22 protein-coding genes are annotated in these 25,705 nt (G+C 63.5%); 8 read left to right on the forward strand and 14 right to left on the reverse strand.

Going from position 1 to position 25,705, the window contains the following annotated elements; all coding sequences use genetic code 11:
* Positions 1-143: 143 nt before the first annotated feature.
* On the reverse strand, positions 144-512 hold the full coding sequence (locus tag ASU23_RS06295) for a hypothetical protein (RefSeq protein ID WP_156423108.1): 369 nt from the start codon (positions 510-512) through the stop codon (positions 144-146).
* 717 nt (positions 513-1,229) lie between these two features.
* Here ASU23_RS06295 and rsmG point away from each other — a divergent pair.
* From rsmG to ASU23_RS06315, 4 genes are all read left to right on the forward strand, one after another.
* A complete protein-coding gene (rsmG, locus tag ASU23_RS06300) occupies positions 1,230-1,910 on the forward strand; it encodes a 16S rRNA (guanine(527)-N(7))-methyltransferase RsmG (protein ID WP_019746204.1) in 681 nt (226 codons plus the stop codon).
* A gap of 81 nt (positions 1,911-1,991) precedes the next feature.
* Positions 1,992-2,993, forward strand: a complete 1,002-nt coding sequence (locus ASU23_RS06305) for a ParA family protein (protein ID WP_003942510.1) — start codon at positions 1,992-1,994, stop codon at positions 2,991-2,993.
* A gap of 1 nt (position 2,994) precedes the next feature.
* Complete coding sequence (locus ASU23_RS06310) at positions 2,995-4,035, forward strand: ParB/RepB/Spo0J family partition protein (RefSeq protein WP_054188731.1); 1,041 nt, start codon at positions 2,995-2,997, stop codon at positions 4,033-4,035.
* A gap of 255 nt (positions 4,036-4,290) precedes the next feature.
* Complete coding sequence (locus ASU23_RS06315) at positions 4,291-4,974, forward strand: hypothetical protein (protein WP_058037554.1); 684 nt, start codon at positions 4,291-4,293, stop codon at positions 4,972-4,974.
* A 20-nt stretch (positions 4,975-4,994) separates the two neighbouring features.
* Here the strand turns inward: ASU23_RS06315 and ASU23_RS06320 are convergent, their stop codons facing one another.
* The 4 genes from ASU23_RS06320 to nox form a co-directional block, all read right to left on the reverse strand.
* Positions 4,995-6,185, reverse strand: coding sequence for an N-acetylmuramoyl-L-alanine amidase (locus ASU23_RS06320; RefSeq protein WP_003942558.1), 1,191 nt, complete (start codon positions 6,183-6,185; stop codon positions 4,995-4,997).
* Positions 6,186-6,313: 128 nt separating this feature from the next.
* Positions 6,314-6,637, reverse strand: a complete 324-nt coding sequence (gene trxA, locus ASU23_RS06325) for a thioredoxin (RefSeq protein WP_003942530.1) — start codon at positions 6,635-6,637, stop codon at positions 6,314-6,316.
* Between the two features lie 38 nt (positions 6,638-6,675).
* The gene (gene trxB / locus ASU23_RS06330) at positions 6,676-7,683 is read right to left on the reverse strand and encodes a thioredoxin-disulfide reductase (RefSeq protein WP_003942521.1); all 1,008 of its coding nucleotides are present in this window, start codon (positions 7,681-7,683) and stop codon (positions 6,676-6,678) included.
* 131 nt (positions 7,684-7,814) lie between these two features.
* Positions 7,815-9,026, reverse strand: coding sequence for a 4,4'-dithiodibutanoate disulfide reductase (gene nox, locus ASU23_RS06335; RefSeq protein WP_007729131.1), 1,212 nt, complete (start codon positions 9,024-9,026; stop codon positions 7,815-7,817).
* A gap of 98 nt (positions 9,027-9,124) precedes the next feature.
* Here nox and ASU23_RS06340 point away from each other — a divergent pair, with 98 nt between their 5' ends.
* Positions 9,125-9,691 (forward strand): helix-turn-helix domain-containing protein, encoded by a 567-nt coding sequence (locus tag ASU23_RS06340; RefSeq protein WP_003942539.1) that lies wholly within the window; start codon positions 9,125-9,127, stop codon positions 9,689-9,691.
* 9 nt (positions 9,692-9,700) lie between these two features.
* Here the strand turns inward: ASU23_RS06340 and ASU23_RS06345 are convergent, their stop codons facing one another.
* The 5 genes from ASU23_RS06345 to ASU23_RS06365 are packed head-to-tail and all read right to left on the reverse strand — an operon-like array spanning position 9,701 to position 18,006.
* Positions 9,701-10,417 (reverse strand): hypothetical protein, encoded by a 717-nt coding sequence (locus ASU23_RS06345; RefSeq protein WP_042451788.1) that lies wholly within the window; start codon positions 10,415-10,417, stop codon positions 9,701-9,703.
* Positions 10,418-10,470: 53 nt separating this feature from the next.
* Positions 10,471-11,097 (reverse strand): RNA polymerase sigma factor SigM, encoded by a 627-nt coding sequence (gene sigM / locus ASU23_RS06350; protein WP_007729129.1) that lies wholly within the window; start codon positions 11,095-11,097, stop codon positions 10,471-10,473.
* A gap of 47 nt (positions 11,098-11,144) precedes the next feature.
* Positions 11,145-15,167 (reverse strand): lipid II flippase MurJ, encoded by a 4,023-nt coding sequence (locus ASU23_RS06355; protein WP_058037555.1) that lies wholly within the window; start codon positions 15,165-15,167, stop codon positions 11,145-11,147.
* Positions 15,164-17,518: a DUF6049 family protein gene (locus ASU23_RS06360; RefSeq protein WP_058037556.1), complete on the reverse strand. Its 2,355-nt coding sequence runs from the start codon at positions 17,516-17,518 to the stop codon at positions 15,164-15,166. The genes ASU23_RS06355 and ASU23_RS06360 overlap by 4 nt, the downstream gene beginning before the upstream one ends.
* Positions 17,515-18,006, reverse strand: a complete 492-nt coding sequence (locus ASU23_RS06365; RefSeq protein WP_007729122.1) for an NUDIX hydrolase — start codon at positions 18,004-18,006, stop codon at positions 17,515-17,517. The genes ASU23_RS06360 and ASU23_RS06365 overlap by 4 nt, the downstream gene beginning before the upstream one ends.
* A 192-nt stretch (positions 18,007-18,198) precedes the next feature.
* Between ASU23_RS06365 and ASU23_RS06370 the strand changes: the two genes are divergently transcribed.
* Complete coding sequence (locus tag ASU23_RS06370; RefSeq protein WP_003942535.1) at positions 18,199-19,650, forward strand: CCA tRNA nucleotidyltransferase; 1,452 nt, start codon at positions 18,199-18,201, stop codon at positions 19,648-19,650.
* Here the strand turns inward: ASU23_RS06370 and ASU23_RS06375 are convergent.
* From ASU23_RS06375 to ASU23_RS06390, 4 genes are read right to left on the reverse strand one after another with little or no spacing between them, the layout of a single operon-like run.
* On the reverse strand, positions 19,634-20,941 hold the full coding sequence (locus tag ASU23_RS06375; protein ID WP_058037557.1) for an MFS transporter: 1,308 nt from the start codon (positions 20,939-20,941) through the stop codon (positions 19,634-19,636). The two genes, ASU23_RS06370 and ASU23_RS06375, sit on opposite strands and share 17 nt — an antisense overlap.
* Positions 20,942-20,964: 23 nt before the next feature.
* Positions 20,965-22,602, reverse strand: coding sequence for an acyl-CoA dehydrogenase family protein (locus ASU23_RS06380; protein ID WP_058037558.1), 1,638 nt, complete (start codon positions 22,600-22,602; stop codon positions 20,965-20,967).
* Entirely contained in the window at positions 22,586-23,209 is a 624-nt protein-coding gene (locus ASU23_RS06385) for a TetR/AcrR family transcriptional regulator (protein WP_007729115.1), read from the reverse strand. Before ASU23_RS06385 ends, ASU23_RS06380 begins: the two co-directional genes overlap by 17 nt.
* Positions 23,210-23,263: 54 nt before the next feature.
* Positions 23,264-24,205 (reverse strand): NAD-dependent epimerase/dehydratase family protein, encoded by a 942-nt coding sequence (locus tag ASU23_RS06390; RefSeq protein ID WP_058037559.1) that lies wholly within the window; start codon positions 24,203-24,205, stop codon positions 23,264-23,266.
* Between the two features lie 133 nt (positions 24,206-24,338).
* Here ASU23_RS06390 and ASU23_RS06395 point away from each other — a divergent pair, with 133 nt between their 5' ends.
* Together ASU23_RS06395 and ASU23_RS06400 are read left to right on the forward strand one after the other, a co-directional pair.
* Complete coding sequence (locus ASU23_RS06395; protein WP_003942494.1) at positions 24,339-25,034, forward strand: TetR/AcrR family transcriptional regulator; 696 nt, start codon at positions 24,339-24,341, stop codon at positions 25,032-25,034.
* Positions 25,035-25,087: 53 nt separating this feature from the next.
* A complete protein-coding gene (locus tag ASU23_RS06400; protein WP_003942572.1) occupies positions 25,088-25,693 on the forward strand; it encodes a YqgE/AlgH family protein in 606 nt (201 codons plus the stop codon).
* Positions 25,694-25,705 lie beyond the last annotated feature (12 nt).

Consider the following 25,705-nt stretch of genomic DNA (forward strand, 5'->3'; position numbering starts at 1 on the left):
CTTGCGTCTGACGAGTCCGGGGTATCAGGCATGGGTGGATGAGCCCGAACCGGAGTACGAGGACGAGGACTAGCGATCGAGGTCGGCGAGATCGCATCCGGTGCGGGAACAGGTTTGCGCGCTCCTCACACGAATCGGACCACTCACATCGAAGGGGCTTCGTCGCCACGCAAAGTCGATGATGTTGTTGCGGGCTTCGGGGTGAGATCGGCGGCGACTACTTTGCCAAGCAAACCGGAATCGACATCGCCTACACGGGCTCCGGTCCATACACTGCGGACCGCGTCGGGGTAATCATGGGACCGCCTTGAGTTCGGTTGACTCGCGGGGTGTGCGATCGGCGTCGCGCCCACACCTGCTGCTGGTCTCGTCATGAGGGCGGATCCGGGCTGTACGAGGTGGAAGGACTTCGCGGTGCCCGGATCGAACTCGTGAGCGATGATCTTGTTGGTTCCGGGTTCGGTATGCACCAACGGGTAGTCGTAGTCTTTGCCGTCCAACAACTCCTGCACCAAGCGCGGATCTTAATCGCGCAGAGCCTGCAGCGCTTTCGAGTCCAGGCGCAGGAATTCATCCTGCGCATCGGGCAGGTCCCCTGCTCGACTTTGATCTTCCCGCCGACACCGGTATCCACATCGAAGGCGAACTCGCCATGCGCATCCTGTGATGCGAAGCTCCTTGGATTCGCGGTTTGTGATGCCAAGCCTCCGGCGTCCCGCAACAGGAGTGTCAAGCCGACGGATGTATGGCTCGCAACAACCGGCGATGAGATAACGATGCTGTCCGGGACTTGGACTCGAAGCTCATCCGCGTCGCACAACAGATTGCGTCAGACCGACCGAGTCCGTTCTGCAGTCCGACGTCGGCGATCTTTTGCAACGACTTTTTCATCGAAAATTGGTCTTTTTGGGTCAGAATTCCATCCATGTAACTACCCATGGCAGTTTCGTCACTGTGATGATACTAAGAATTGCGCTCCTATCTGCATTCGATCGCCCGGCTATGTTTCACGTGAAACGCGTCAGAATTGGAAGAATTTTCAGCGCAATGTTTCACGTGGAACGTGAACCCCTCCCCTCCCCCGCTTGAATTTTGGGCCGAATACTTCCCAAAGAATGAACGAGTCGGCAGACTCACAGCGAGTCGGTGTGCAGAAGCGAACACATGTCGTCTCCAGAGCGGATAATGATTTCAGTCTTGATTGTTGATTTCGCGGTTTACGCGGGAGGATGTTTCACGTGGAACAGAATGGTGCGGCGTCGGTTGACTGGGACGAACAAGAGACTGCGCGCGCAGTGTTCGGTGACAGATATGAGATCGCGGAACGGTACTACCAATCCCTGGCAACGGATGGTGTCGAGCGCGGGCTCATTGGTCCCCGTGAGGTTCCCCGACTATGGGAGCGTCACCTTCTCAATTGCGCAGTGATCGGTGAACTGATCGCCGAAGGTGAGTCGGTTGTGGACGTAGGAAGCGGTGCCGGCCTACCCGGAATCCCTCTCGCGATCGCCCGCCCGGACTTGAAGGTGACTCTCGTCGAACCGTTGCTTCGACGCTCGGTGTACCTCGCGGAGTTCATCGAGTCCAACGGATTGGACGTATTGGTTGTCCGAGGGCGAGCCGAGGAATCGGGTGTTGTGAAGGAAGCGGGCGGCGCGGATGTAGTCACCTCGCGAGCTGTGGCGCCTCTCGAGAAGCTCGCACGTTGGTCCCTCCCACTCATTCACGAGCACGGCCGGATGTTGGCACTCAAGGGTTCGAGCGCCGCCGAGGAGATCGAGCGAGACCGTACGGCGCTCACCAAGTTGGGCGCAGGTAAGTTGGAAATACTCGAATGCGGAGCCAAGATTCTCCGCACCCCCACTGTTGTGGTGAAGGCCGAACGTCTCCCGAAGCGCCGCCAGCGTTGATGATTTACACGCATGCAATCGAGAGCAATGTACAGATGATGAGAGCACCTAGTGATCGATTCCCAATCGAAGGAGCAGTCAATGTCGGGTCGATCTGAATCCGCCGTTTCACGTGAAACACCGAAGCAGCACACGAGTGCGGGTGCGGATCAGATCGTCAACGACGACGACAATTTCACCGCCCCCTACGCGGCGATCTCCTCGGAGGAGACCCCCATCGGGGCGGCCGCGCATCGAGCGAGCCAAGTGCTTCATCCCCATTCGGTGACGCTGCCGAAGCCGGCGTTCCGCCGCGTGATCACCATCGCGAACCAGAAGGGTGGCGTCGGCAAGACGACGACCACGGTGAACCTTGCGTCGGCGCTCGCTCTTCAAGGGCTCACTGTCCTTGTGGTCGATTTGGACCCTCAGGGCAACGCCAGCACCGCTCTGGGCGTCGTCCATACCTCGGGCACCCCGTCGAGCTACGAGCTGCTCATAGGCGAAGTGAAGGCCCCGGAGGCGATCCAGACCAGCCCGCACAGTGAGCGCCTTCTCTGCATCCCGGCAACGATCGATCTGGCGGGCGCCGAGATCGAATTGGTCTCCATGGTTGCCCGCGAGAATCGACTCAAAGGCGCGCTCAACGACAAGGTGCTAGCAGAGCTTGACGTCGACTTCGTCCTCATCGACTGCCCGCCCTCGCTGGGACTGCTGACCGTCAACGCGATGGTCGCTGCCAAGGAAGTTCTGATCCCGATCCAGTGCGAGTACTACGCCCTCGAGGGGGTCGGTCAGTTGCTCCGCAACATCGAACTCGTCCAGGCTCATCTCAACCCGGATCTGCATGTCTCCACCGTCCTTCTGACGATGTACGACGGGCGCACCAAGCTGGCCGACCAGGTCGCCGAAGAAGTACGCAAGCACTTCGGTGAGGCCGTTCTGCGCGCTGTGATTCCGCGCAGCGTGAAGGTGTCCGAGGCTCCCGGATACGGGATGACAGTTCTCGACTACGACCCGGGTTCACGTGGCGCCATGAGTTACCTCGACGCCGGCCGTGAACTTGCCGCCCGCTCTGCCACCACGACGACCCAGGAGCAGTGAGATGAGTCAAGCACGCAAAGGTGGATTGGGCCGCGGCTTGGCTGCTCTCATCCCCACTGGGCCGGCCACGGCGCCGGGTCTGGGATCGGCTGCAGCGGACGTCGTAATCGGCGTCGACAAGCGCAACCCCTCCCCTCCCCCACCGACCAAGGCGGCCCCGAAAACGCCGAAAGCCACCAAGGCGTCGGCTGCGAAGGCTCCGGTGGAAGCTGAGCCGGAGACCGAACTCGAGCCGACCGGCGCGGTCTATCTCGAGATCGAACCGAGCCTGATCGAGACGAACCCGAAGCAGCCTCGCAGCGTTTTCGACGAGGAAGCACTCGCGGAGTTGGTTCACTCGATCCGCGAGTTCGGCTTGATGCAGCCGATCGTGGTCCGTCGTCACGGTGACAAGTACCAACTTGTCATGGGTGAGCGTCGCTGGCGCGCGAGCCAGGAAGCCGGGCTGGAGAAGATTCCGGCGATCATTCGTGAAACAGATGACGACTCGATGCTGCGCGACGCGCTCCTCGAGAACATCCATCGAGTTCAGTTGAACCCCCTCGAGGAGGCAGCGGCGTATCAGCAGCTGCTCGAGGAGTTCGAAGTCACCCACGAAGAATTGGCCAATCGGATCGGACGTTCGCGTCCCGTCGTGACCAACATGATTCGTCTGCTGAAGCTGCCGGTGGCGGTTCAGCGTCGCGTTGCGGCCGGTGTACTTTCGGCCGGCCATGCTCGCGCACTGCTGTCCCTCGAGGCGGGTGCCGACGCTCAGGAGGTCATGGCGGCGCGCATCGTCGCGGAAGGAATGTCTGTTCGCGCGACGGAGGAAGCAGTCACTCTGGCCAACCGGGCGGATAATGAGATCGCTCCCCCACAGAAGCGCAAGCCCATCGTGATGCCGGGTCTGCAGGATGTGGCCGAGCGGTTGTCGGACTCGTTCGACACTCGGGTGACTGTCAGTCTGGGCAAGCGGAAGGGAAAGATTGTGGTCGAATTCGGCTCGGTCGACGACCTACAACGCATCGTCGGAATGATGGAAGCACAGAAATCCAAGTAGAGAACTCGGATGCCCGTTTGGTGACGTAATCATGATGACCGGGCACACCACCTATTTTCGTCACTGTGACAAATCTAGGTGGTCCGAGCTTCTCGAAATCTTGAACCGGGACGAAAGATGTTGAACAGCAATATATTAGGCCGATCAACTCTCGTGCCACTGCCGACTTGTCGTAGCTGGCCTATCCTGGAGAAGAGAAAAGCAGCGGGCGAGCATCAAAACCGCTTCGGGGACCTACGGAGAGTGAGTTAGTCAGTGTCGACTCACGTCATCACCTCTCTCACACTCGACAGCCTCGATCAGCTTTCCGCCCATGCGCGCCGATGCGTGTTCTGGGAGATGGACCCGGGCGCGCTTCACGACGCCCGAGGATTCTGTGATCAGGAATTCGAGAAGGAAGCCTGGCTGTCGATGGTCATGCTCGAGTGGGGTTCGTGCGGACAGGTCGCCGTCCGCGACGGAAAGCCGCTCGGCAGTGCGTTGTACGCCCCTCCCCGCATGATCCCGCGCGCGCAACTGTTTCCCACCAGCCCGGTCAGCTCGGACGCAGTGCTTCTGACAAGCCTTCGCCTCGAGCCCTCGGGCATAGAGGAAGAACTAGGGCCGAGCCTGCTGGCCGCTGTCGTGACAGATCTGGTCCGACGAGGAGTTCGTGCGCTCGAGGCATTCGGTATCCGTAGCGGCGACTTGGGGCCAGCTTCCGACGTGGCCAGTGCAACGGCAACTCTGGAATGTTCACCCGCAGAATGCATGATCAGTGCCGAGTTCCTCGAGGACTACGGTTTCGAGGTCGTGGCACCGCACCATCGTTATCCGCGCCTTCGTCTCGAACTCAATCGAGATCACGAATGGAAAGTCGACGTCGAAGAAGCCCTCGACCGTCTACTGAAGGCCGCAGCTCTCGAGATGGTGGAGATCAGCGAACTCGCCAGAGTGTGAGCAGGTGCCGACCGCAGGACCTACGAAATGCGGTCGGCTACCGAAAGTTCTTCTGCGAGAAGCTCGGCGAAGGTGAAGGTGCCGGTCGGCTGATCGTCTTGACCCAGCAGGTACAGCCGCTTGACCGAGATCAAGATGGCTTCGGCGATGGTGTCACGCATCCGCGGATTCGTCAGTACCGCAACGTCGGACGCGTTGGACAGGTAGCCGAGATCGATCTGTACCGTCGGCATGTTGGTCAGGCGCAACAACTCCCACGTTCGACCGTGAGTTCTGCAGTCCCGCAACGGAGTTCGCGCAACGATCTCGCGCTGAACGAAACCGGTCAACACCTGCCCGATCATCGAGACCGAACCGTGCGAATTTCCGAAGTGGAAGCTCGCGACGCCGTTCGCCGACGGGCTCGAGTTGCTGTCGCAGCGCAGGGAGATCATCAGATCGGCGTCGAATGCGTTGGACGTCAGCGCGCGCTCGGCCTCGCTCGGATCGGCGTTGTGCGGGCGGGAGAGGAAGGTTTCCATCCCGGTTGCTGCCATCCGCCCCTCGAGGCGCATAGCCAGATCCCACAGGATGTCGGCTTCGGAGATGCCGTTGACGATAGTGCCGGTGGACGGACCACCGAGGCCTGGATCGATGACGATGCGCTTGCCGCCCAGTTGCGGGCCCTTGCGCCGCACCAGTTCCTCTTCGCTGATCGCATGTGGGGAACCACCGGTGACGCGGGTTCCCAGAAGTTCCAGCGAACGGAGTGTCTGCGGTCCGCAGATACCGTCGGCGGCAATCCCGATTTCACGCTGGAAAGACGAGAGAGATTCGTGGGTCTGCGGGCCGAAGAAACCGTCGACCCGACCTGCGTAGAAGCCGAGGTCCTGCAATTTGGCCTGCAGAGCTGCGACGTCGTCGCCGTACAGCGGCGCAGAAAGCTGGTAAATCAACGTACGGGCGCCCAGGCGGTACGAGGCCTCGCGAAGTGACCGATAGGTGGCCGGGCCCACGATGCCGTCGACAAGGAGCCCACGCTGCTGCTGGAAGGCGCGAACGGCGCTGTCGAGTTGATGATCGAAGATGGCGTCGGGTGCAACCCAGTGGGCACCGTCGGCGCTTTCACGTCGAATACCGGAAGTTCCGTGATGGAGGTATCCCAGCTTCGTCAATGTGCCCCGAATCTCGGCGACGGCCGGGCCGTGATCGCCGTGTCGGAGTCTGTGCATGCGTGAAAGCCTCTCGGATCGGTTAACGAATTCGATCGATGTGCCTGGTCGTAGACCCGATCAGGCACATCGATCGATTATCTCAGAAATTCTGTGGATTGCGAGAATCCACGATGCTCATCCAACCGTCAGAGAACGTCTGCGAGGTCCTTGAGCAGTGCGGCCTTGCCCTTGGCACCGACGATCGTCTTGATCGGCTTGCCGTCCTTGAACAGGATCATCGTCGGGATCGACATGACCTGGAAATCGCGGGCGGCCGCCGGGTTGGCGTCGATGTCGAGCTTTGCGACGGTCAGCTTCTCGCTGTTCTCGCCGGCGATCTCCTCGAGTACCGGGGCGACCATCTTGCACGGGCCGCACCAGGTTGCCCAGAAATCGACCAGAACGGGCTTGTCGCTGCCCAGGACGTCCTGCTTGAAGGAATCGTCGGTGATGGTGACGGTATTCGACACTGTTACTCCTCGAGGGTTGGGTTCGACAGCTTGGTGAATCAGGGAGCGCCGACGACGTCGACCGTGTGGCCGGCTGCGTCGAGCGTGTTGGCGGTGATGTCGCCGCGGTCGGCCAGCCAGCGTTCGGCGTCGATTGCTGCGGAGCATCCGGTGCCGGCAGCGGTGATCGCCTGACGGTACGTGTGATCGACCAGGTCACCGGCAGCGAAGACGCCGTCGACGGAGGTCGCGGTGGAACCGGGAGCGACGCGCACGTATCCGGCGTCGTCGAGATCGACCTGGCCCTTGACGAGCTCACTGCGCGGGTCGTGGCCGATGGCGACGAACATGCCGGTGATCTCGAGTGTGGAGGTCTCACCCGTGACGGTGTCACGAACGACGAGCCCGGTGACGCTGTTCTCGCCGAGGACCTCGACGGGCTCCGCGTTGGTCAGGAAGCGGATCTTCTCGTTGGCCTTGGCGCGCTCGAGCATGATCCGTGAGGCGCGGAATTCCTCGCGGCGGTGCACCAGGGTGACCGAGCGAGCGAAGCGGGTCAGGAAGGTTGCCTCTTCCATCGCGGAGTCGCCGCCGCCGACCACGACGATGTCCTGGTCACGGAAGAAGAAGCCGTCGCAGGTGGCGCAGGCGCTGACACCGCGGCCGAGGAGGCGTTCTTCACCGGGAATGCCGAGGTAACGGGCTGCCGCGCCCATGGCGAGGATGATCGCGTGCGCGGCGTACGTTTCGCCGTTCGCGACGACCGTCTTGATCGGGCCGCTGAGATCGATCTCTTCGACGTCCTCGGTGCGGATGTCGGTATCGAAGCGAAGTGCCTGCTCACGCATCTGTTCCATCAGGTCGGGGCCCATGATTCCTTCGCGGAATCCGGGGAAGTTCTCGACCTCGGTGGTGGTCATGAGGGCGCCACCGAACTGGGTTCCCTCGAACAGCAGGGGCTGGAGCTCAGCGCGCGCGGTGTAGACACCAGCGGTGTATCCGGCCGGTCCGGAACCGACAATGATGACGTCATGGACCGCGGGCGTGTTTTCCAGCTGGGTGGTCATGCGAGCCTTCCAATAGTGAGTGCAGACCCTCCGCTTCTTGGAGAGCCGTACCGATCAACACCAGGATAAGGGGTGTTGTTCCCGCACTCCGCTGGAAAGTGGCTCACAGCCGGCAGCTCACAGCGCGGGACTCACGGGGCGGGGCGCGGTGCCTCCCGAACCACAAGCGCGTCCCGAACCACACAGCGCGTGCCGGTGTAGATGGTGGGCATGCACTTGTTGCAGTGGATACACAACCCCTCGTCGACGCTCTCGGCTTGGAATTTGTTGACCAGTTGTGGGTCCCTGAGGAGCGCACGCGCCATGGCGACGAATTCGAATCCTTCATCCAGTGCGTGCTCGATGGTGTCGACGCGGTTGATGCCGCCGAGCAGGATCAGTGGCATCCTCAGCGCCTGTCGGAACTGACGGGCGAAGGGCAGGAAGAAGCCCTCCTCGAACGGGTACGTCGGAAAGAGTTTGGGACCGTAGAACTTCAGCCCGTACCCGACGAGTTTGGGTTGGGAGGCGACAAACTCAGCCAGTGGGACCTCACCGCGGAAGAAGTACATTCCGTTGAGAAGTGAACTGCCACCGGTCAATTGCATCGCGTCCAGATGGCCGTCGGCTTCGAGGATCTGGGCGATCGGCAGGCTCTGGTCGAGCCACAGACCTTTCGGCACCCCATCGGACATGTTGAATTTCGCGGTGACCGCCACGCTGGATCCAGCGGCGCGTCGCACCGCTTCGACGACTCGACGCGGATACTCGGCGCGCTTGGCGACGCTGCCACCGTATCGATCGTGGCGCTTGTTCAGATTGGGGCTCATGAACGAACTGAGGAGGTAGTTGTGGCCGAGATGGACCTCGATGGCGTCGAATCCTGCGTCCACGGCGACGCGAGCGGTCCGTTCGAAGTCGGAGACGACACCGTCGAGTTCGGCGAGTGTCGCGCCCTTGACGAGGCCCATCGCGGGCGGACTCAGCCGGGTCGACGGCGCCAGAGTCTTCGTCTTGTTGGAGAGCGTGTTGGCGACCAGTCCCGCGTGGCCGATCTGCGCCGCAGCAAGTGCGCCTTCGGCGTGGACGGCGTCGGTCAGTCTGCGTAGTCCCGGCAGCGCGCGCTCGTCCATGACAAGGGTGTCGCGGTGGACTCGTCCACCTGGTGAGACGGCGCAGTAGGCGACAGTGGTCATCGCGGCCCCGCCGCGGGCCACCTCGGCGTGGAAGTTGATCAGATCGTCCGAGACCGCTCCCCGGGGCATGACGCCCTCGAACGTTGCAGCTTTGACGATGCGGTTGCGCAAGGTCAGAGGGCCGAGACGTGCGGGTTCGAATATCGACGGTGTGGGCGCTGTGGTCATTTTCAACTTCCTGCGGCGGCCTGATCTTTACGATGCCAGTGGACTCGTAACTATGACGATATAGCGCCTACTCCCAATCTGTCCGACAATTCGACACGATGAATGCCACAGGATCAGGTCGCCCACGAGACCCACGCATCGACGACACAGTCCTCGAGGTCACCCGAGCGATGCTCCTCGAGGTCGGTTGGGATCAACTCAGTCTCCGGGCGATCGCGGCACGGGCAGGGGTCAGCCGAGCCTCGATGTCGCGGCGATGGCCGTCGAAGGCACATCTTGTTCTCGGGTCGATCCTGGGGGCGACACCGGACCTGACACCGTTCGAGGGCACCGATCGCGACGGCTGGATCCGTTGGGTGGTGGAGGGAAGTGCTCAGCTCTTCTCCCGTCCCGAGGTTCGCGCCGCGTCGCCAGGATTGCTGGCGGCCCTGCGCGACCACGACGACCTGCGCAACGAATTGTGGCGCGGGTTCAGTGGACCGAGTACGCAACTGTTCCTTCAGAACGCCGAAGATCCTGAATCGGCACTGCTCGATGCCAAGGCCGTGCTGGTTCTGGCGGCCGGGGCAGCGATGTTTTCGAGTCTGATAGCGGTCGAGGACGATACAGATGCGCTACGCGAAAGAATCCTCGAGCTCTTACTCCCGGCGGCATCGCCGCGCTGACCGTCGACGTCAGCCGATGTTCTTGACCGACAACGTATTCGGATTCCCGTCGCTGCAGTTGATGCCGACAGTCAGTGCAGTGATCTGACGCGGCTGCGATCCCGTGAAGAGTAGGACTATCGCCGGCGCCCCGTCGATGCGAATCTCGCCGGAACCGAGCAAAGGCCGGCCCTCGTCGATGCCGTTGGCGCGTAGGCATCCGGCAAGTTTGGATGGATCATCCAGTGGTCCAAGGTTTTTGGATCCGACGAGTGAGAGCAGAGACGCCGAATCCGGATCGTCGACAGCAGACGTCGCCGGTGTGCTCGGTTGAGCGACAACACTTTCGGCGGGTTCGGAATCTCGGGTTCCGATAACAACGATCACGAAGGCCGCCAACACGGCTGCTGCGGCACCGAGAACCCACGCTTGTGGGCGCCGCCGGAACGGCACGACAGCTGCCTCAGCTGGCGGCTCCAGCTGTTCTGACTGTCGATCCAGTGCCGAATTGATTCGCTCGGCAAGCGAATTCGGAATCCGTTCGTGAGTGGCCTTGCTCGAGTTCAGTGTCGCGAGTGATGCCGTGACGCCGTCAAGGGCGGTGACAAATGCATGGGCGTCAGGATCTGCGCGTACCACCGGCCACAGAGCCGCACTGGTTTCGGAATCGAGAACCCCGGCGTGAAGATCTGCGAGTAGGTCTTCTGAAAACGGAGGCGACGGAACGCGAACAGACGGATCTGTCATGAACCCTCCCTCGGCAGTCGATGCGGACCCTTACAAGATAGGACGCGGCCGGTTCACGAATGGTTCCCGCCTTCGCGAAAGTCCTCCAACTGGGCGGCAAGACGCTTGCGCGCGCGGGCGCAGCGACTCTTCACGGTCCCTACGGGCACTCCCAACCTCTCGGCGGCCTCGGCTACCGGATACCCCTCGACATCGACGGCGACGACGGCAGCACGCTGCTCAGGCGGCAGCGATGCCAGTGCCTGTTCGACGGTCAGGCTCATGTCCACTGTCGCCGCATAGTCGCGGTGATCGCGGGGTTCCTCCGCGTTCTCCGAAGACAGAGAGAACGCCGCCCGTGATTTGTTGCGTCGGATCCGGTCGAGGCAGGCATTGACCACGATGGTGTGGAGCCAACTACGCACCGCCGCGTCGCCGCGGAACTTCGCCGCCTTGCGATGCGCGGACAGCAGACCCTCCTGGAGCGCGTCGGCCGCGTCCTCGTCCGAGTAGCTCGTACGCCGGGCAACGTGCCATAGATGATCCTGATGCCTGGTCAGTAGTTCACGGAACGCATGCCGATCGCCCTCGACATGAGCAGTCAACAATTCGAAATCCGTCGCCTCGAGATTCTTGTTCTCGAAACTTCTGGATTCGAATTTTCCGGCTCCGCCCCCGGTGCCCCCCCGATAACTGTGCACGGGCGGATATTAGCCCAGTCGGTAGGTTTCAGAAGGGCCAAGGGCGATCACTTTGCAGCAGTGAATGCAATCTCCGAGATGGATGTCTGGTTTTGTCCGGATTCGGTGCTGAGCTGCGTAATCCAAACCAGGACATACTGACCCGAGCCGTCCGACGTGACTGGAATGTCGGTCACGCCGTTCTTCAGGACACCCGATCCGATTTCCTTGGTCTGATCCAGCGAAGTATTCGCAGAAGGGGCAGAACGGATTTCAACGACGGTTCCCGGCGAATCAGACGTGATCGCAACGTTCTTCAGGTTGGCGGCATCGGCAAGCGTCACCATCAGGCCGACGCCGTTCTTCAGGGACGGGAAGGGCTGGAAGTACGAGTCCGACGACCATGCGGTGGCCGGATTGCCGTCGATGGCGTTCTTCGCTGTTGCCGGCTGATCCGGCGTTCCCTGGGGTGAGAACACCGTTACGGCCGAGGAAGCTACCGGAACGGTTGCTGCCGCCGGTGCGGGCGCCGGTGAATTGTTCTCGGGCGCAGTGGCTTCGGTGGTCAGTCCGAAACTCTGCTCGCTGAGCGGGGTGTCGTTACTGCCACCCGAGAGGAAGCTCGCTACCCACACCACAAGGAGAATCAGGACGATCACGGTGAAGACACCGAGCGCCGTCAGTGCCGCGAGCATCCGCGTCGACTTCTTCTTCTCGGCCTCGATGGCTTCGGGGTCGTTCAGTGCATGACCCGACGCACCCTGTTCGCGGTGGCCGAGACGAAGTGCCGGAATCATTTCCGTCTTGTCGTTGACGACGGACGCCTGATCGAGGATGTGCTGCACGGTGGCAGCAGTGCGGATTCCACTCTCCGACTGCAACGCTCGAACCGCAACGGCCGAGATGTCGAACGGAACCTCCGGACGGACGACCCGAGGCTCGACGATGTTCCCGTCGGCGCCGCGACCGGCGGGAAGCAAACCACCGACGGGACCGGCGGACGGATCGGCGAGCGGCCAGCGAGCCGTGATGAGCGAGTACAGCATGGCGCCGAGACCGCGGACGTCGCTGGTGGAATCGGCGTCGGCAAGCGTCGCCGGGAACGCCAGTACGGCGTCACCGTTGATGCTGATGCGAACGCGGTCCGGGTGATCGATGGACAGCGCACCGCCGGTGCGGTGAGCAGCTTCGGCAGCCGCCGCGAGGGCGCGGATGGCGCGGGCTGCACCGATCGGCGACGGCGTCGTCTCGGCCATCTCACGCAGCGAGCGGCCGGGAGTCCATTCGGCGACGACGATGCCGCCCGAGCTTCCGCGGACGACGTCGAGGACGCGAGCCAGACCGGGCGAGTTGATTCGTCCCAGGCGCAGAGTGCGTGAGAGAACTGCCTGCGGTCCGGACTGGCTGTCGTCGTCACCGCGCTGATCGGCGTCGACGAACGTCAGGGCTACTTCACGGTCGAGCTTGACGTCGAGAGCTTCCCAGAACTGCAGTCCGCGGGTTCCGCCGTGCGGCGCGAGCAGACGGTAGCGTCCGCCGGCGACAGATGCGCCGGGGATGAGCTTGGGTCCACGTGGCATCGGTCGCTGGGCCGGTCGTGATGCGGATCCGGCGGAAGGTGTGCGAGGTGCAGCGGGCGGTGGTGTCTGAGCGGCAGCCGTCTTCTGAGATTCAGGTGCCTTCTTGTCCGGAGCAGGCGTCTTCGGCGCGGGTGTCTTCGAGACAGGTGCTGAAGGTGTCTTCGACACGGGCGCCGAAGGTGTCTTGGACACACTGACCGGAGGTACCGGCGGAGCGGCCTTCTGCACCGGCGGCTGCGGCTTCTGACCCTGCGGGCTTTGGCCCTGCTGCGGTCGCTGTGCGGGCTGCTGTGGCTTCTGACCCTGCTGTGGCTTCTGGCCGGAAGATGCGGAGGAACTCGTGGATGCAGGTGTGCCCGACGATGCCGTTGACTTCTGTTCGGACGCTTTCACGGCAGAAGTCCCGGCACTCTTGTTGCCGGAAACGTTGTCGTCGCTCACCCTCGCTCCTTCTCCATCGATAGCCCGTCCCCGAATACGCGCGGGTTGCGATCCTGTACGCCCACGACCAGGGTACGGGAGCGCACCCGGTCGTTCTTGCTCGTTTGATTCCGTTCTGATTGCAGGAATCAGCTCGGTGACGTCGTCGTCGGTGTTGTTACGTGTGTCCGGTTCGGCGCGACCTGTCAGTGAACGAATCTTGCGGGAGACCGCAACCGTTACCGACAGGACTTCCGGAACCTTCTTGAAGTAGAGAATCGTGAAGGTGATCGCGAGCATCAGGATGCCGCCGACGGCGACGCGAACCATCGAGCCGGGTCCGCCGAAACGCTCGGTGAGTTGATCGAATCCGAGGACGCGGTCGACCGCGAGCATGGTCAGCGAACCAGCCAGCGAGGCGAGTACGACGGACCAGACTGTCTTGCCCACGTTGGCCATCTGCAGGTTTCCGAGGCTGCGGTGCAGGAGGTACCCGCCGATGACGGCGCCGGTGATGTATCCGAGACCGTTGGCCGCACCGAGCAGGATCACGACCTGATCGCTGTTGGATGCGAAGACCGGAGCGAGCGCCGAGAAAGCGATTTTCACTGCAGTGATGCCGAGAACGATCCACGTCGGCGTCCAGGCTTGTTCGCGGGCGTAGAACACTCGAAGTTGGATCAGGACCAGCGCGTACGGAATCAACGTGAATGCCGACCAGCTCACAGCGGTGCCGAGTCGTTCGGCCTGTTCGGGTCCGAAGCGGCCGTAACCGTAGAGCGCTTCACCGACCTGCGGACCCATGAAGGTCAGGAACATGATGATCGGAACCAGCGTGATCATGGTCAGACGCGTTGCGACCGACAGATCGTCCACGACGGCCGGGGTGTCGTCGGCAGCAGCGTTGCGGCTCAGGCGCGGCATGATCGCCGTCAGAACCGTCACTCCGAGCACGCCGTACGGGAGCTGCAGGAGCAACCAGGCCTGGCTGTAGATGGCAGGGCCGGCTTCGTCGGCGTGGGAGGAGATCTTGGTCGCGAAGATCATGCCCATCTGGCTGATCAGGACGTACAAGACGATGGCGACGGCCATGCCGCCGAACTGGCGCAGGCGGTCGTCGAGACCCCACAGCGGCTTGAGCGAGATCTTCTCGCGGCGAAGCGCGGGGATCAGGCTGGCTGCCTGCACGATGACGCCGATGGTGATGCCGATACCGAGGGTGAGCAGCTTTGCATCGCCCATCGAGACCGGATCAAGCGAGATCTCGCCCGGAGTCAGGCGGTAGATCACGAGCACCACGAGGACGACGACGTTGTTGAGTACGGGAGCCCAGGCTCCGGGCTTGAAGATCTGCCTGGTGTTCAGAAACGCTGTGAACAGTGCCGACAGCCCGTAGAACAGGATCGCCGGCAGAAGTAGATACGACAGCGCCGTGGTCAGGTCGGTGCTGACCTTGCCGTCTTCGGACAGGAAGACGTATTTGGTGAGTACGGGTGCTGCCAGGGTCGCGAGCAGCGCGGCCATGCCGAGTAGAACGAGCGACGCCGTGAAGAGGCGTCGGACAAACGCTTCGCCGTGATCGGCGTCCTCCCGCTCGGCGCGAACCAGCACGGGGACGACGATGGCGGTCAGCACGGCGCCCAGAACCAGTTCCGCGATCATGTTCGGAATCTGGCTGGCGACGGTGAACGAGCTGGCGATGGCGGGGCCGAGGACCATCAGGATCATCAACTGCTTGGCGAATCCCGTGATGCGGCTCGTCAGCGTCGCGATCGCGATGGAACCCGTTGCCGCGAGGAGTCGAGAGTTCGTCTCCTTGCGTTCCCCGACCTGGACATGGGCGTCGGTGTCGAACTCGTCCGACGTGGTCGTCTGCCGGTCGGCGAATTCCATCTCGGCTTCGCGGTACCGGGGGTAGTCGCGGATCACCGGGATGGTCATGGTGGGTGCGTCGTCGAAACGTGCGTCCGGGTTGACCGGCTGGATCGGGTAACCGCGCTCCCACGGTGGCATCCGAGGATGCGAGCGGGTCGTGGCACTCTTGCGGGTGATCGCCGAGCGGCGACCCTCCTCGGGTGGATTCCCGGTCATGAGCGTTCGTACCCTTCATCTGCTGGGTCCGGCTGACCCTTGAATCGATGCCACAGCCGTCGCCCTGCCAGGAACAGCAGCAACCCTCCCGCTGTCGCCGTCACGGCGGCCAGGGGACGACCGTACGCATTCGACCGTACGGTCACGCTGGTCGGCGTACCCAATTGGCGGCCATCTGTCGTGGTCAGCGAGAAGTTGACTTCCAGCTTGCGAGAATCGTTCATTTCCGCGGGCACAGTCAACTGTCGGCTACCTCGCGGCGGAAGCTGTTTGGGACCGATGTCACTGATCTGCATCTCGGGTGGGGCTTCCACACGCAGGTCGACGTTGATGGCGATGGGCAGCTCGTTGCGCGCCACCAGCAGGAGCGGACTCTGTCCCGACGCGAGGGTGTAGACGCCGCCCGGAGACACCACACTGACGGCCCGGTACATCCCGTCGACGGCTTCGGTGACGTTGTCGGCGCGGATGGTCGCAGCGCGCTCCGCCCGATTGACCGAAGCGGAGTCGACGTTGCGGCGATCGGCCAAGGTCATCGAGCGGAGCAGATCTTCGCGGAGCGGCGCCGTGAATCCCCGGGGGGTGAGCGAAGCCGCCGGATCGTCCACGAGCGAAGCTTCGAGCCCGTCGATACGCGGAAGTTGGGTGGTTGCGGTCTCGACGACGGACGTTTGCGGACCGTCCTGGGTAGCCCGGTCCGGGTAGTCGAGCGTGGCGGCGTCCGTCGCGCCCGGTTGCCTGCCGAGCAGTGCCGGCAGGGCCTGAGGTGAGGCGAGCCCGGACCGGATGAGGGTCGCGAGCATCGAGAGCACCGCCGTGGCGTCGTTGCTGTCGGCGGTCCACAGTTGCGGCGGCGCGAAGATCTGATTGCGCGGCAGCGACGTCGGCGTCAGCGCGGCCCAGGCCATCGCCCCCAGCGCGTCCTGACGTCGGGCGCTGCGCGATTCGATGTCGATGGTCGGCGCGGTGTCGTCGGGGATGTACGACGGGACCTGCGGCTCCGAGCCGGTGGCGGCCAGCGCCGCTGCCGCCGAGGTGTCGAAGGCAAGCGCGTCGAGTGAGCCGGTTATCCGCGACGACAGCTGCGGAGCTGCCGAGTCGACGGAAGTGTCAGCCACCATCGCTGTGGTGGGATTCACGCTCAGCACCTCTGCGGTGGCCGAGTCGAGGACACCCGAATCCGGCCAGACGAAATCTCGCAGTGAGGTCACGCCGAGGATGTTGTCGACGATGTCCGCCGGCCGTGTGAGCGCGGTAGCCGTCAACTCCGGATTGGCCACCGAGGTGACCGCGGCGAGATCGGACTGCGCGAACGGAACCGCCGTCGTGCACATCGAGGACGCGAGCGTCTTCACCCGGCCGAGCCACTGGTTGGCGGCGTCGCTGCCGCGGCCTTCGTGCGACGGCCCGGTGGGGTCGGACGAGTTGTCGGCCACGAGGTATCCGCGAGTCATGTTCTCGACGGTGATCAGAAGGTCGGGGTCGATTGCCAGGCAGAGCGCATCCGTGACGCGGCGATCGGTATCGCTCTCGGGCTTGGTGGCGTTCTCCACCGCATCGACCAACGCGTCCAGACGGCCGCCGTCGGAAAGTTCGGTGGCAAGTTCGTCGTCGATCAGGCGTACGGGCTCGTTGACCGCGCCGGGGATTCCGCCGACGAGTCGTGGCGCGTCGGCCAGCGGCCACATGAGCGTGACGCCGATCGGGGCGGACGTGTCGGGGGGAACGACGGCCGTGGCGGACGAACTGGGGGTTCCGGCTGTGGCGTTCGATTCGGCTGCGGCCGGCACACCGAGGACGGGGAGCAAGAAGCGTGCGTCGTCGAGTCGGGCGGCACCGCCGTACTCCGGGGTCCCGTTCACGTTGACGAGCATCGGGTAGACGCCGGGTTCGGTGATGTCGAGGGACAACCCGGTTGTGCTCCGGAGCGGCAGGGTGAGCGTGAACTGCTTGGACTGGCCGGTGTCGAGGGTGGTGGCGACGGTGTCGAATTCGCCGACCGTGTCGAAAACAGCCTGGTCGAAATCGAGTGCTGCGCGCACGTCCGAACTGGAGTCGATCGCGGGAGCACGTTGCAGCCTCACTCCGACGTCCTCGACGGGACGGTCACCGACGTTCTTCACCGTGCCCTTGACCACGACGTTGCGGTCGCTGGTGGTCGTCACCGTGGTCGGTGCGGTGGAGTCGATGGTCAGCTGCAGAAATTTGGCATCGTTGGTGTTTCGCGCCGGGGCGCGCTCACTGGGCTGGCTGGACGGCGCTGCCCATGCGACGGCCGTCGTTGCAGGCCCGAAACCGACAGCGGCCATCACCAGAGCGGCCACACCGGCCCGCCGCAGTGCCATTCTCATCCGGCGTCCGGTTCCTTCGGGCGCTGTTCTTGCCGTATTTCCGTTCGCGGCATCTCGGCGATCATCTGGGACGCGAGTTCTGCGAGTTTGCGCTCGTCGGCGTATGCGAGGCGCGAGTGCAATTCCGTCAGCGGCACCCAAGCGACTTCGGTGACCTCGATGTCCTCGTCGGAGAGTTCACCGCCGAGAAAGCGGAGGAGATAGTGGTGCACGGTCTTGTGGACGCGTCGACCTTCGGTCACGAACCAGTAGTCGATGCTGCCCAGCGGTGCCAGGACGGTTCCCTGGATACCGGTTTCTTCTTCGACCTCACGCATCGCGGTCTGCTCAGCGGTCTCACCTTGTTCGATATGGCCCTTCGGTAGCGACCAGAGCAGGCGTCCGCGGCGGTCGGTTCGGCCGATCAGTGCAGCGCAGAGGCGTTCCGGGGGTCCTCCCCAGCCGTCGACGACCAAGCCGCCCGCAGAAGTTTCACGGACGGTTCGCATCAAAGGTTTATCGGGGTTGCCGACGGCAGGTCGACGCCGCGGGTTGCGGCGACTCCTGTTTGTTCGTTCGGCACCAGACACCTCATCGATACTAGTTGGCGTTGCAGCGTTGCCCGGTAACCCGCGCAAAGCGGTCTATCGCGTTCGTATGCGCGTTCTGCTATTTGCGCACCTTAAGTAAGCTCCTTTCACGTGACTGTCCCTACCTCCGACGCTGATCGCCGCCTACGACTGCTTGCCGACGCCACCGCAACGCTCGGCACGTTGTCCGACGTGTTGAACCCGCTCGGTGAGCGTTTTGCTGCGGCCGGTCACGAGCTGTTCCTGGTGGGTGGCAGTGTTCGCGACGCGATCCTCGGCCGCTTCAGTGGCGATCTGGACTTCACGACGGACGCCAGGCCGGAGAAGGTTCAGGCTCTGCTCAAGGGCTGGGTGGACAAGCAGTGGGACACGGGCATCGAGTTCGGGACCATCAGCGCCATCAAGCACGGCCAGGAGATCGAGATCACGACCTTCCGGGCCGACGCTTACGATCGCGTCTCTCGTAATCCGATAGTCGAGTACGGCACGACGTTGGCCGACGATCTGGTGCGCCGCGATTTCACCGTCAACGCGATGGCGATGAAGATCGGCGCGGACGGTTCCTACACGTTTGTCGATCCGTTGAACGGCATGGACGCGCTGTTGGCCGGAGAGCTCGATACGCCGTCGGCGCCGGAAAACTCGTTCAACGACGATCCGCTGCGGATGCTGCGTGCTGCCCGGTTCGTCTCGCAGCTTGGTTTCACGTTGAACAATCGTGTTTTCGAGGCCATCAAGGAGATGGCGTCGCAGATCGAGCGAATCACCGCCGAGCGTGTGCAGGTGGAGCTGAACAAACTGATGCTGGGCATGTACCCGGTGGACGGCATCAACATGATGGTCGACTCCGGACTGGCTGCATACGTGCTGCCCGAGGTTCCGCAGATGAAGCTCGAGATCGACGAGCATCACCAGCACAAGGACGTCTACCAGCACTCCCTCACGGTGCTCCAGCAGGCGATCGATCTCGAAGAAGGCGATCCGGACCTTGTATTGCGTTGGGCAGCACTGCTTCACGACATCGGAAAGCCGGATACCAAGCGTAACGAGCCTGGCGGTGGGGTCAGCTTCCACCACCACGAGGTGGTCGGCGCCAAGCTGGTGCGCAAGCGCATGCGGGCACTGAAGTTCTCGAAGCAGATGGTCGACGACGTCTCACAGCTCGTGTTCCTGCACTTGCGTTTTCACGGCTACGGCAAGGGACAGTGGACCGACTCGGCGGTGCGGCGGTACGTCACCGACGCGGGCGAGCTGCTCCCCCGCTTGCACAAGCTCGTGCGGGCCGACTGCACCACACGCAACAAGCGTCGCGCCGCGCAGCTGCAGGCCACGTACGACGACATCGAAGAGCGGATCGCGCGCATCGCCGAGCAGGAAGACCTTGCTCGGGTGCGTCCGGACCTCGACGGCAACGCCATCATGGAACTGCTCAACATCCCGGCCGGCCCGCAGGTGGGCAAGGCATGGACGTTCCTCAAGGAACTACGTCTGGATCGCGGCCCGCTCGAGCGTGACGAGGCCGAGGCCGAACTGCTGAAGTGGTGGGCTACCCAGCAGGGCTAGTTTCTCGTTTCTTGCGGTTGATCAGCACCGCTGACAATCCGGCGGCATAGACACCCGCACCGGCAACGGCCAGGCCGACGCTCTTGCCGTCGGGTGCGATCACCGTCGACGCTGCCGCGATCGCACCGATGAACGCGACGTTGAACACGGTGTCCTGCAGGGCGAATACCTGACCTCGACGGTCGTCGTCGATGTCGATCTGCATGGCCGCGTCGCCGCTGAGTTTCACGGACTGGCCGGCGATGCCGAGCAGGAAAGCGGCGATCAGCAGCGACCCCTGAGTCAGCGTGGTCACGAAGACGAGCTGGACGAGAACCGCGCACACCAGGGCGTAGGTGATCGTCCGTGAGCGACCGATCCGCGGGATGAGGAACGGTGTGATCAATGCCGCGATCAGCATTCCGATTGCCGTGGCGCCGACGGCGACGCCGAATCCGGCCATCCCTCCGGGTAATTGGGAGCCGTTCGAGGTGTCGCGTAGGACCAGCACCATGATGAGGGTGTTGATGCCGAAGCAGATGCGGTGCGCTCCGATTCCGATCATCGCCGTGGTGACGCCGGGCGCCTCCCAGACAGCGGTTGCCCCGGTGCGCAGTCCGGCCGTCACCGAACGGACGGCACTGGCGCGGACCACTTCGTCGGCGACCGGACCAAGTGAGCGGGCCGTGAACCTGGCCGCGGCGAGGGCCGCGATCACTGATCCCAGTGCTGCGATGGCCACGGCGGCGCCTGACGCTCGATCGCCCGCGCCGATCACACCGATGATCGCCACCGCCGCCGAAGCACCCAAGGCTGCTATCACCGAACCAGCGGTTGTGAGAACGGAATTGGTTGCCACCAGCCACGATTGCCGGACGACCTTCGGCAGGGCTGCGGATACGCCTGCCCCGACGAAGCGACTGACTCCGATTGCAGCAAGCGCACAGGTCAACAACAGAGTGTCACCGCCGCCGGCGACCAGCAGCACCGCAGTGGTCAGGATGAAGAGCCCGCGGAGCACGCTCGCCCACAGGAGCACCAGGCGGCGGTCCCAACGATCCAGCAGAGCGCCGGCAAAGGGGCCGATCACCGAATAAGGAAGGAGCAGTACGGCAAAGCCGGCCGCTATCGCCACCGGATCGGTTTCGCGTTCCGGGTTGAAGAGGATAGCGCCGCCGAGCGCGGCCTGGAACATTCCGTCGCCGAACTGGCTGGAAAAGCGGACGAGCGCCAGCCTTCCGAGGCCGGGTGATTCACGCAGGGTGTGCAGTACGCGCTGCCAGGCCTCGCGGCGGTTCGAGGCTCGGTTCATAAGCGGAAACTGTAGTGGGTGGGTCAGGCGCCGATCTTGACGGTGGCCCGCTCGAGGATCGGCGCGACGTCGACGCCCCTCGGCAGCGTTCCGAACACACTCCCCCAGCTGTTTCCGAGCCGACTCGCGCAGAACGCGTCGGCCACCGCGGGCTGCCCGTAGCGGAGCAACAGCGAGGCCTGCAGTGCGAGCGCCATGTCGCCGACGATCTTTCGTGCCCGGTATTCGATGTCGTCGAAATCGCCGAAAGCCGCCTGGAGATCTCGCACGGCCTGATCGAAGTGGCCGTCCACTCCACTGGCTCGTTTCAGCTCGTCGAAGAACACCTGCAGTGTTTCGGGTTGCTTGGCCATCGCCCGCAGTGTGTCGAGCGCCGCGACGTTGCCGGAACCCTCCCACACCGAAAGCAGCGGAGCCTCGCGATAGAGGCGCGGCATCCGGGATTCCTCCACGTATCCGTTTCCGCCCAGACACTCGAGTGCCTCGGCAGCGTGGATCGGTCCGCGCTTGCAGACGAAATACTTACTCACGGCCAACGAAATGCGTCGTAGTGCGCTGGCGTGGGCATCGCCTGCGGTTGCGCGGTCGGTCAGAGCGGCCAGCCACATCGCGACGGTGGTCGACGCTTCCGATTCCACCGCCAGATCTGCCAGAACGTTTCGCATCAAGGGTTGGTCGATCAGGTTGGCGCCGAAAGCACTTCGATGCGTCGCGTGGTGAACTGCCTGCATGGTGCCGACGCGCATGCCGGTGGCCGTGCCGATCGTGCAGTCCAACCGGGTCATGTTGACCATCTCGATAATGGTGCGCACGCCCCGGCCTTCCTCGCCGACCATCCATGCGAGAGCGTCGAGGTACTCGACCTCACTGCTCGCGTTGGAATGATTGCCCAACTTGTCCTTCAAGCGTTGCAGGTACATGTTGTTGAGCGAGCCGTCCGGCAGGACCCGAGGCAGGAAGAAGCACGACAGACCACCCGGTGCCTGGGCGAGGACGAGGAACACGTCCGACATCGGCGCGGAGGTGAACCACTTGTGGCCCGTCAGCAGGTAGCTGCCGTCGGATTGTGGCACTGCCCTTGTGGTTCCGGCACGAACATCCGAACCGCCCTGCTTTTCCGTCATCGACATACCGGCGATCAATCCGGGTTTGGTGAGGGGAGCTTTCAGCGCCGGCTCGTAGTGCCGCGTGGTCAGGAGGGGTTCGTACTGCGCGGCCAGATCCGCGTTGTGCCGCAGCGCGGGGATCACGGCGTACGTCATGGAGATGGGACAGCCGTGACCGGCGTCGGTTTGACCCCACACGGCCATCTTCGCGGCGCGGACGAGGTGTGCGTGTGGATTCGGGTCAACCCACGGAGCGCCGTGCAGTCCCAATTCCACTGCGGTGCTCATGAGTTGGTGATAGGCGGGGTCGTAGCGGACCTCGTCGATACGGTTGCCGTAGCGGTCGTGGGTTCTCAGGACAGGTGGGTGCTCCTCGGCCAGATCGCCCCACTCCTGGGCCTGCGCGCTTCCGGCGCGGATTCCAACCTGATGAACCCCCTCGAGTGCGTCCGATGCTCCTTCGCGGTGTAGTGCCTCGAGGATCGGCGCGTATTCGGCTGCGTCGTAATCGATCAGGGGCGGAACCTGATTGGTGACTTCATGCGTGGGTGTCATCGAAGCTCCCTAACGATCGAAGGGTGAAGGCGAGAATGGCGTCGATCGCAGCGGGATCGGTGGTGCCTCCGCGCAGTGGAAGGATCAGGGCCTCGCCGATTGCCCCGACGATGCACGCTGCCGTCAGAGTGGCGTCCTGTGGCGGTATCTCACCGGTGTCGACTGCCGAACGAATTGCGGTGGCCAGGCAATCGCGGAACGATTCGCGAAACATGAGACGCTGTTCGTCGACGAGTGGGTCCACCGGTTCCACCAGCAGGGCATAGGCGAGAACCGGTGCGCGCATGGCACGTTCGGCGAAGGTGCGAACCGACGCCGATACCGCGGAGCGGTGATTGCCTTCCAGATGTCGGGCGCTGTCTCCGGCGTCCCGAGCCGCGGATACCTCACGGCTGCAGACTGATTGGAACACTTCGGCGAACAATTCGCCCTTGCCGTCGAAGTGTCGATACAGCGTCCCGGTGCCGACGCCGGCGTTCTTGGCCACCGCGGCGATGGAACATCCCGCATAGCCGTGGGTGGCCACTGCCGTCGTGGCGGCTTCGAGCAGTCGGGCGCGTTGGGCGTCCAGTCTTTCCTGTACTGCCGGAGTGCGGCGATAGGCCATGTGAAGAAGTGAACACCCGTTCCGTTCTTGCGTCAAGAGCCCCCACCTGCAGGTTCAGGCAGCAGCGGCGCGAGCCTGTTCCGCGCGCCACCACGCGACGGTCTCTTCGGCGGCCTGATCGAGCGGCGTCGGCGAGAGTCCGAGCAGCACTTCGCTGGCACTCGAGTCCATGACGAACGGCTTGGTGAACTGGTAGTTCATCTCAGCGAGTTCGCGGCTGTCGGTGTTGATCTTGCCGACGGCGTCGAGCACCCAGGCGGGGAGTACACCCACCTTGGCGGGGGATGCCCCGGCGGCTCGGGCGAAGGCCTCGGCGATCTTGCGCTGAGTGAGCGCGGGGCCGGTGGGTGCGTGGAGGACGGAGTTCCAAAGTTCGGGGTTGTGTGCCGCCGCGATCATCGCTGCTGCGAGATCGGGGATGTAGGTGAAGGAGTGCGGCTGATCTGCGGAACCGATGACACGAATCTTCTTACCTGCCATGACTTTCGGAACCATGCGCTCGCCGGCGTGGGCGGTGCGGACGCGGGGACCGAAGAAGTCCGAGGCCACGACGCTGACGGTGGGTGTTGCAGAGGCCTCGCGAGCACGCAGCAGCGCGGTGCGCACGCCGCGCTTGCCACCGGTGGCGTTGCGTGGATCGGATTCGGTCATCAGGGTGTCGGAGTTGTAGGCGTAGAGGCTTTCGGGGAAGACCACGACGGCACCGATGGATGCGGCCGCGTCGAGCACAACCTCCTCGGCCGCCGGGAGTTCCCGCTCCCAATCGGCTGCGTTGTAAGCAGCGTGGATGCAGTGGTAGATGGCCGTGGCGCCCTCGCTGACCGAGCGAAGGGCCTCGGCATCCGAGACATCGACGCGTCGCCGGTCGATCAGCGGGTGCTCGGGCCCGCTGCCGGACCTGGTCAGGAGCCGGACGTTGATTCCCTGCTCGGCGAGCTGTAGTGCGACGGCGGATCCGACGGGTCCTGCTCCGGTGACGATTTCGAGGTTCGACATGGTGTGCCCTTCTTGTTTCGAGTGAACTGAGAGCACTGCTCTCGTTTTCAAGAATGCACCTGCACCCGAGCGCTGTCAAGAGCAGTGCTCTCTTTTGTTGATACTGCTCTCGGTCATGGGGCAAGATGGACTCATGGTTGGAACTCCCCGCGAACGGGCGCGCGAACAGACGCTGCAGGACATCACCCGTATCGGACGCGAGCATCTTGCTGCCGTCGGCGCTGCCGCTTTGTCTCTGCGGGCCGTCGCGCGTGACCTGGGAGTCGTGTCCTCAGCGGTATACCGCTATGTCGCCAGTCGGGACGAACTGCTGACCTTGCTGGTGGTCGACGGGTACACGGAACTGGGCGCGGAAGTGGACGCCGCCGTGAATGCCGTTGCAGCAGAGGATTTTCGCGGACAGTTCATTGCTCTCGGGCGCGCCGTTCGCAGCTGGGCGATCCGGGAGCCGGCCCGCTACGGTCTGTTGTTCGGCAGCCCCGTCCCCGGCTACGACGCTCCGGGCGAGCAGACCACCGGCCCCGGCACCCTCGTCGTGACCCGGCTGATCGGGATCATCGACGCCGCCCATCGCGCGGGTTCACTGACGGTGCGAGAGGGTCCGGGCCTGAGTGACACGTTGGCAGCGGACCTCGAGGGAGTGCGGAATGAACTGGGTACCGACCTGCCGCCGGATGCCGCGGTGCGCGCAACTCTCGTCTGGGTATCGCTGTTCGGTTCGGTGAACTTCGAGGTGTTCGGGCAGTACGGAAGCGATACGTTCACCGACGCGAGCGAGATTTTCGAGCGGCATTTGGCACTACTTGCCGATGTGGCGGGTCTGACCTGAACACGCTTGTGTCTCGTTCCTCCGCGCGCAGTTGTCGGTGAGATGATGTCCTTGTGGCGCACGCAGAAGAACCCGAGGATCGAATGGCCTGGATAGAACCGGAGGTTCGTCCGGGCAGTTTGTTGGTGTCGTCGACCGATCTCACGGAACCCGCATTTCGCCGCACCGTCATCTACATGATCGAGCACAACGACGCCGGGAGCCTGGGCGTCGTCGTCAATCGGCCGAGTGAGACGGCCGTGCAGAACGTGTTGCCGCAGTGGTCACCGCTGACCGCGCATCCTTCGGCCCTGTACATCGGTGGACCAGTCAAGCGTGACTCGGCGCTTTGCCTGGGCATCGCTCGCAACGGTGCGCGGATCGACGGCGTCGCCGGTCTGCGGCGGGTGGACGGCAAGGTAGTCATGGTGGATCTGGACTCGGACCCGGAGGTCATTGCTCCTCTGGTCGAAGGGATCCGAATTTTTGCCGGGTACTCGGGTTGGACTCTGGGCCAGCTGGATTCGGAGCTCGAGCGTGAAGACTGGATGGTGATCAGCTCGCTGCCGTCGGATGTGCTGACGCCGCCCCGAGTCGATGTCTGGGCACGGGTGCTACGACGCCAGCCGCTACCCGTGGCGATGCTGGCCAGCCACCCCATCGAGGTGGAACGAAACTGACTTGTCGGAGGT

The organism is Rhodococcus sp. KB6 (genome assembly GCF_001445685.1).
Taxonomy (GTDB): Bacteria; Actinomycetota; Actinomycetes; order Mycobacteriales; family Mycobacteriaceae; genus Rhodococcus_F; species Rhodococcus_F qingshengii.

Coding starts and splice junctions, on each gene's coding strand:
- ASU23_RS06345 (WP_042451788.1), bottom strand. CDS start 10,417: ATGACAGATCCGTCTGTTCGCGTTCCGTCGCCTCCGTTTTCAGAAGAC.
- nox (WP_007729131.1), bottom strand. CDS start 9,026: ATGACCACAGCGCCCACACCGTCGATATTCGAACCCGCACGTCTCGGC.
- ASU23_RS06365 (WP_007729122.1), bottom strand. CDS start 18,006: ATGCGAACCGTCCGTGAAACTTCTGCGGGCGGCTTGGTCGTCGACGGC.
- ASU23_RS06360 (WP_058037556.1), bottom strand. CDS start 17,518: ATGAGAATGGCACTGCGGCGGGCCGGTGTGGCCGCTCTGGTGATGGCC.
- ASU23_RS06305 (WP_003942510.1), top strand. CDS start 1,992: ATGTCGGGTCGATCTGAATCCGCCGTTTCACGTGAAACACCGAAGCAG.
- trxB (WP_003942521.1), bottom strand. CDS start 7,683: ATGACCACCCAGCTGGAAAACACGCCCGCGGTCCATGACGTCATCATT.
- ASU23_RS06320 (WP_003942558.1), bottom strand. CDS start 6,185: ATGCACAGACTCCGACACGGCGATCACGGCCCGGCCGTCGCCGAGATT.
- ASU23_RS06375 (WP_058037557.1), bottom strand. CDS start 20,941: ATGAACCGAGCCTCGAACCGCCGCGAGGCCTGGCAGCGCGTACTGCAC.
- ASU23_RS06310 (WP_054188731.1), top strand. CDS start 2,995: ATGAGTCAAGCACGCAAAGGTGGATTGGGCCGCGGCTTGGCTGCTCTC.
- ASU23_RS06340 (WP_003942539.1), top strand. CDS start 9,125: ATGAATGCCACAGGATCAGGTCGCCCACGAGACCCACGCATCGACGAC.
- ASU23_RS06395 (WP_003942494.1), top strand. CDS start 24,339: ATGGTTGGAACTCCCCGCGAACGGGCGCGCGAACAGACGCTGCAGGAC.
- ASU23_RS06355 (WP_058037555.1), bottom strand. CDS start 15,167: ATGACCGGGAATCCACCCGAGGAGGGTCGCCGCTCGGCGATCACCCGC.
- rsmG (WP_019746204.1), top strand. CDS start 1,230: ATGTTTCACGTGGAACAGAATGGTGCGGCGTCGGTTGACTGGGACGAA.
- ASU23_RS06385 (WP_007729115.1), bottom strand. CDS start 23,209: ATGGCCTATCGCCGCACTCCGGCAGTACAGGAAAGACTGGACGCCCAA.
- ASU23_RS06380 (WP_058037558.1), bottom strand. CDS start 22,602: ATGACACCCACGCATGAAGTCACCAATCAGGTTCCGCCCCTGATCGAT.
- ASU23_RS06390 (WP_058037559.1), bottom strand. CDS start 24,205: ATGTCGAACCTCGAAATCGTCACCGGAGCAGGACCCGTCGGATCCGCC.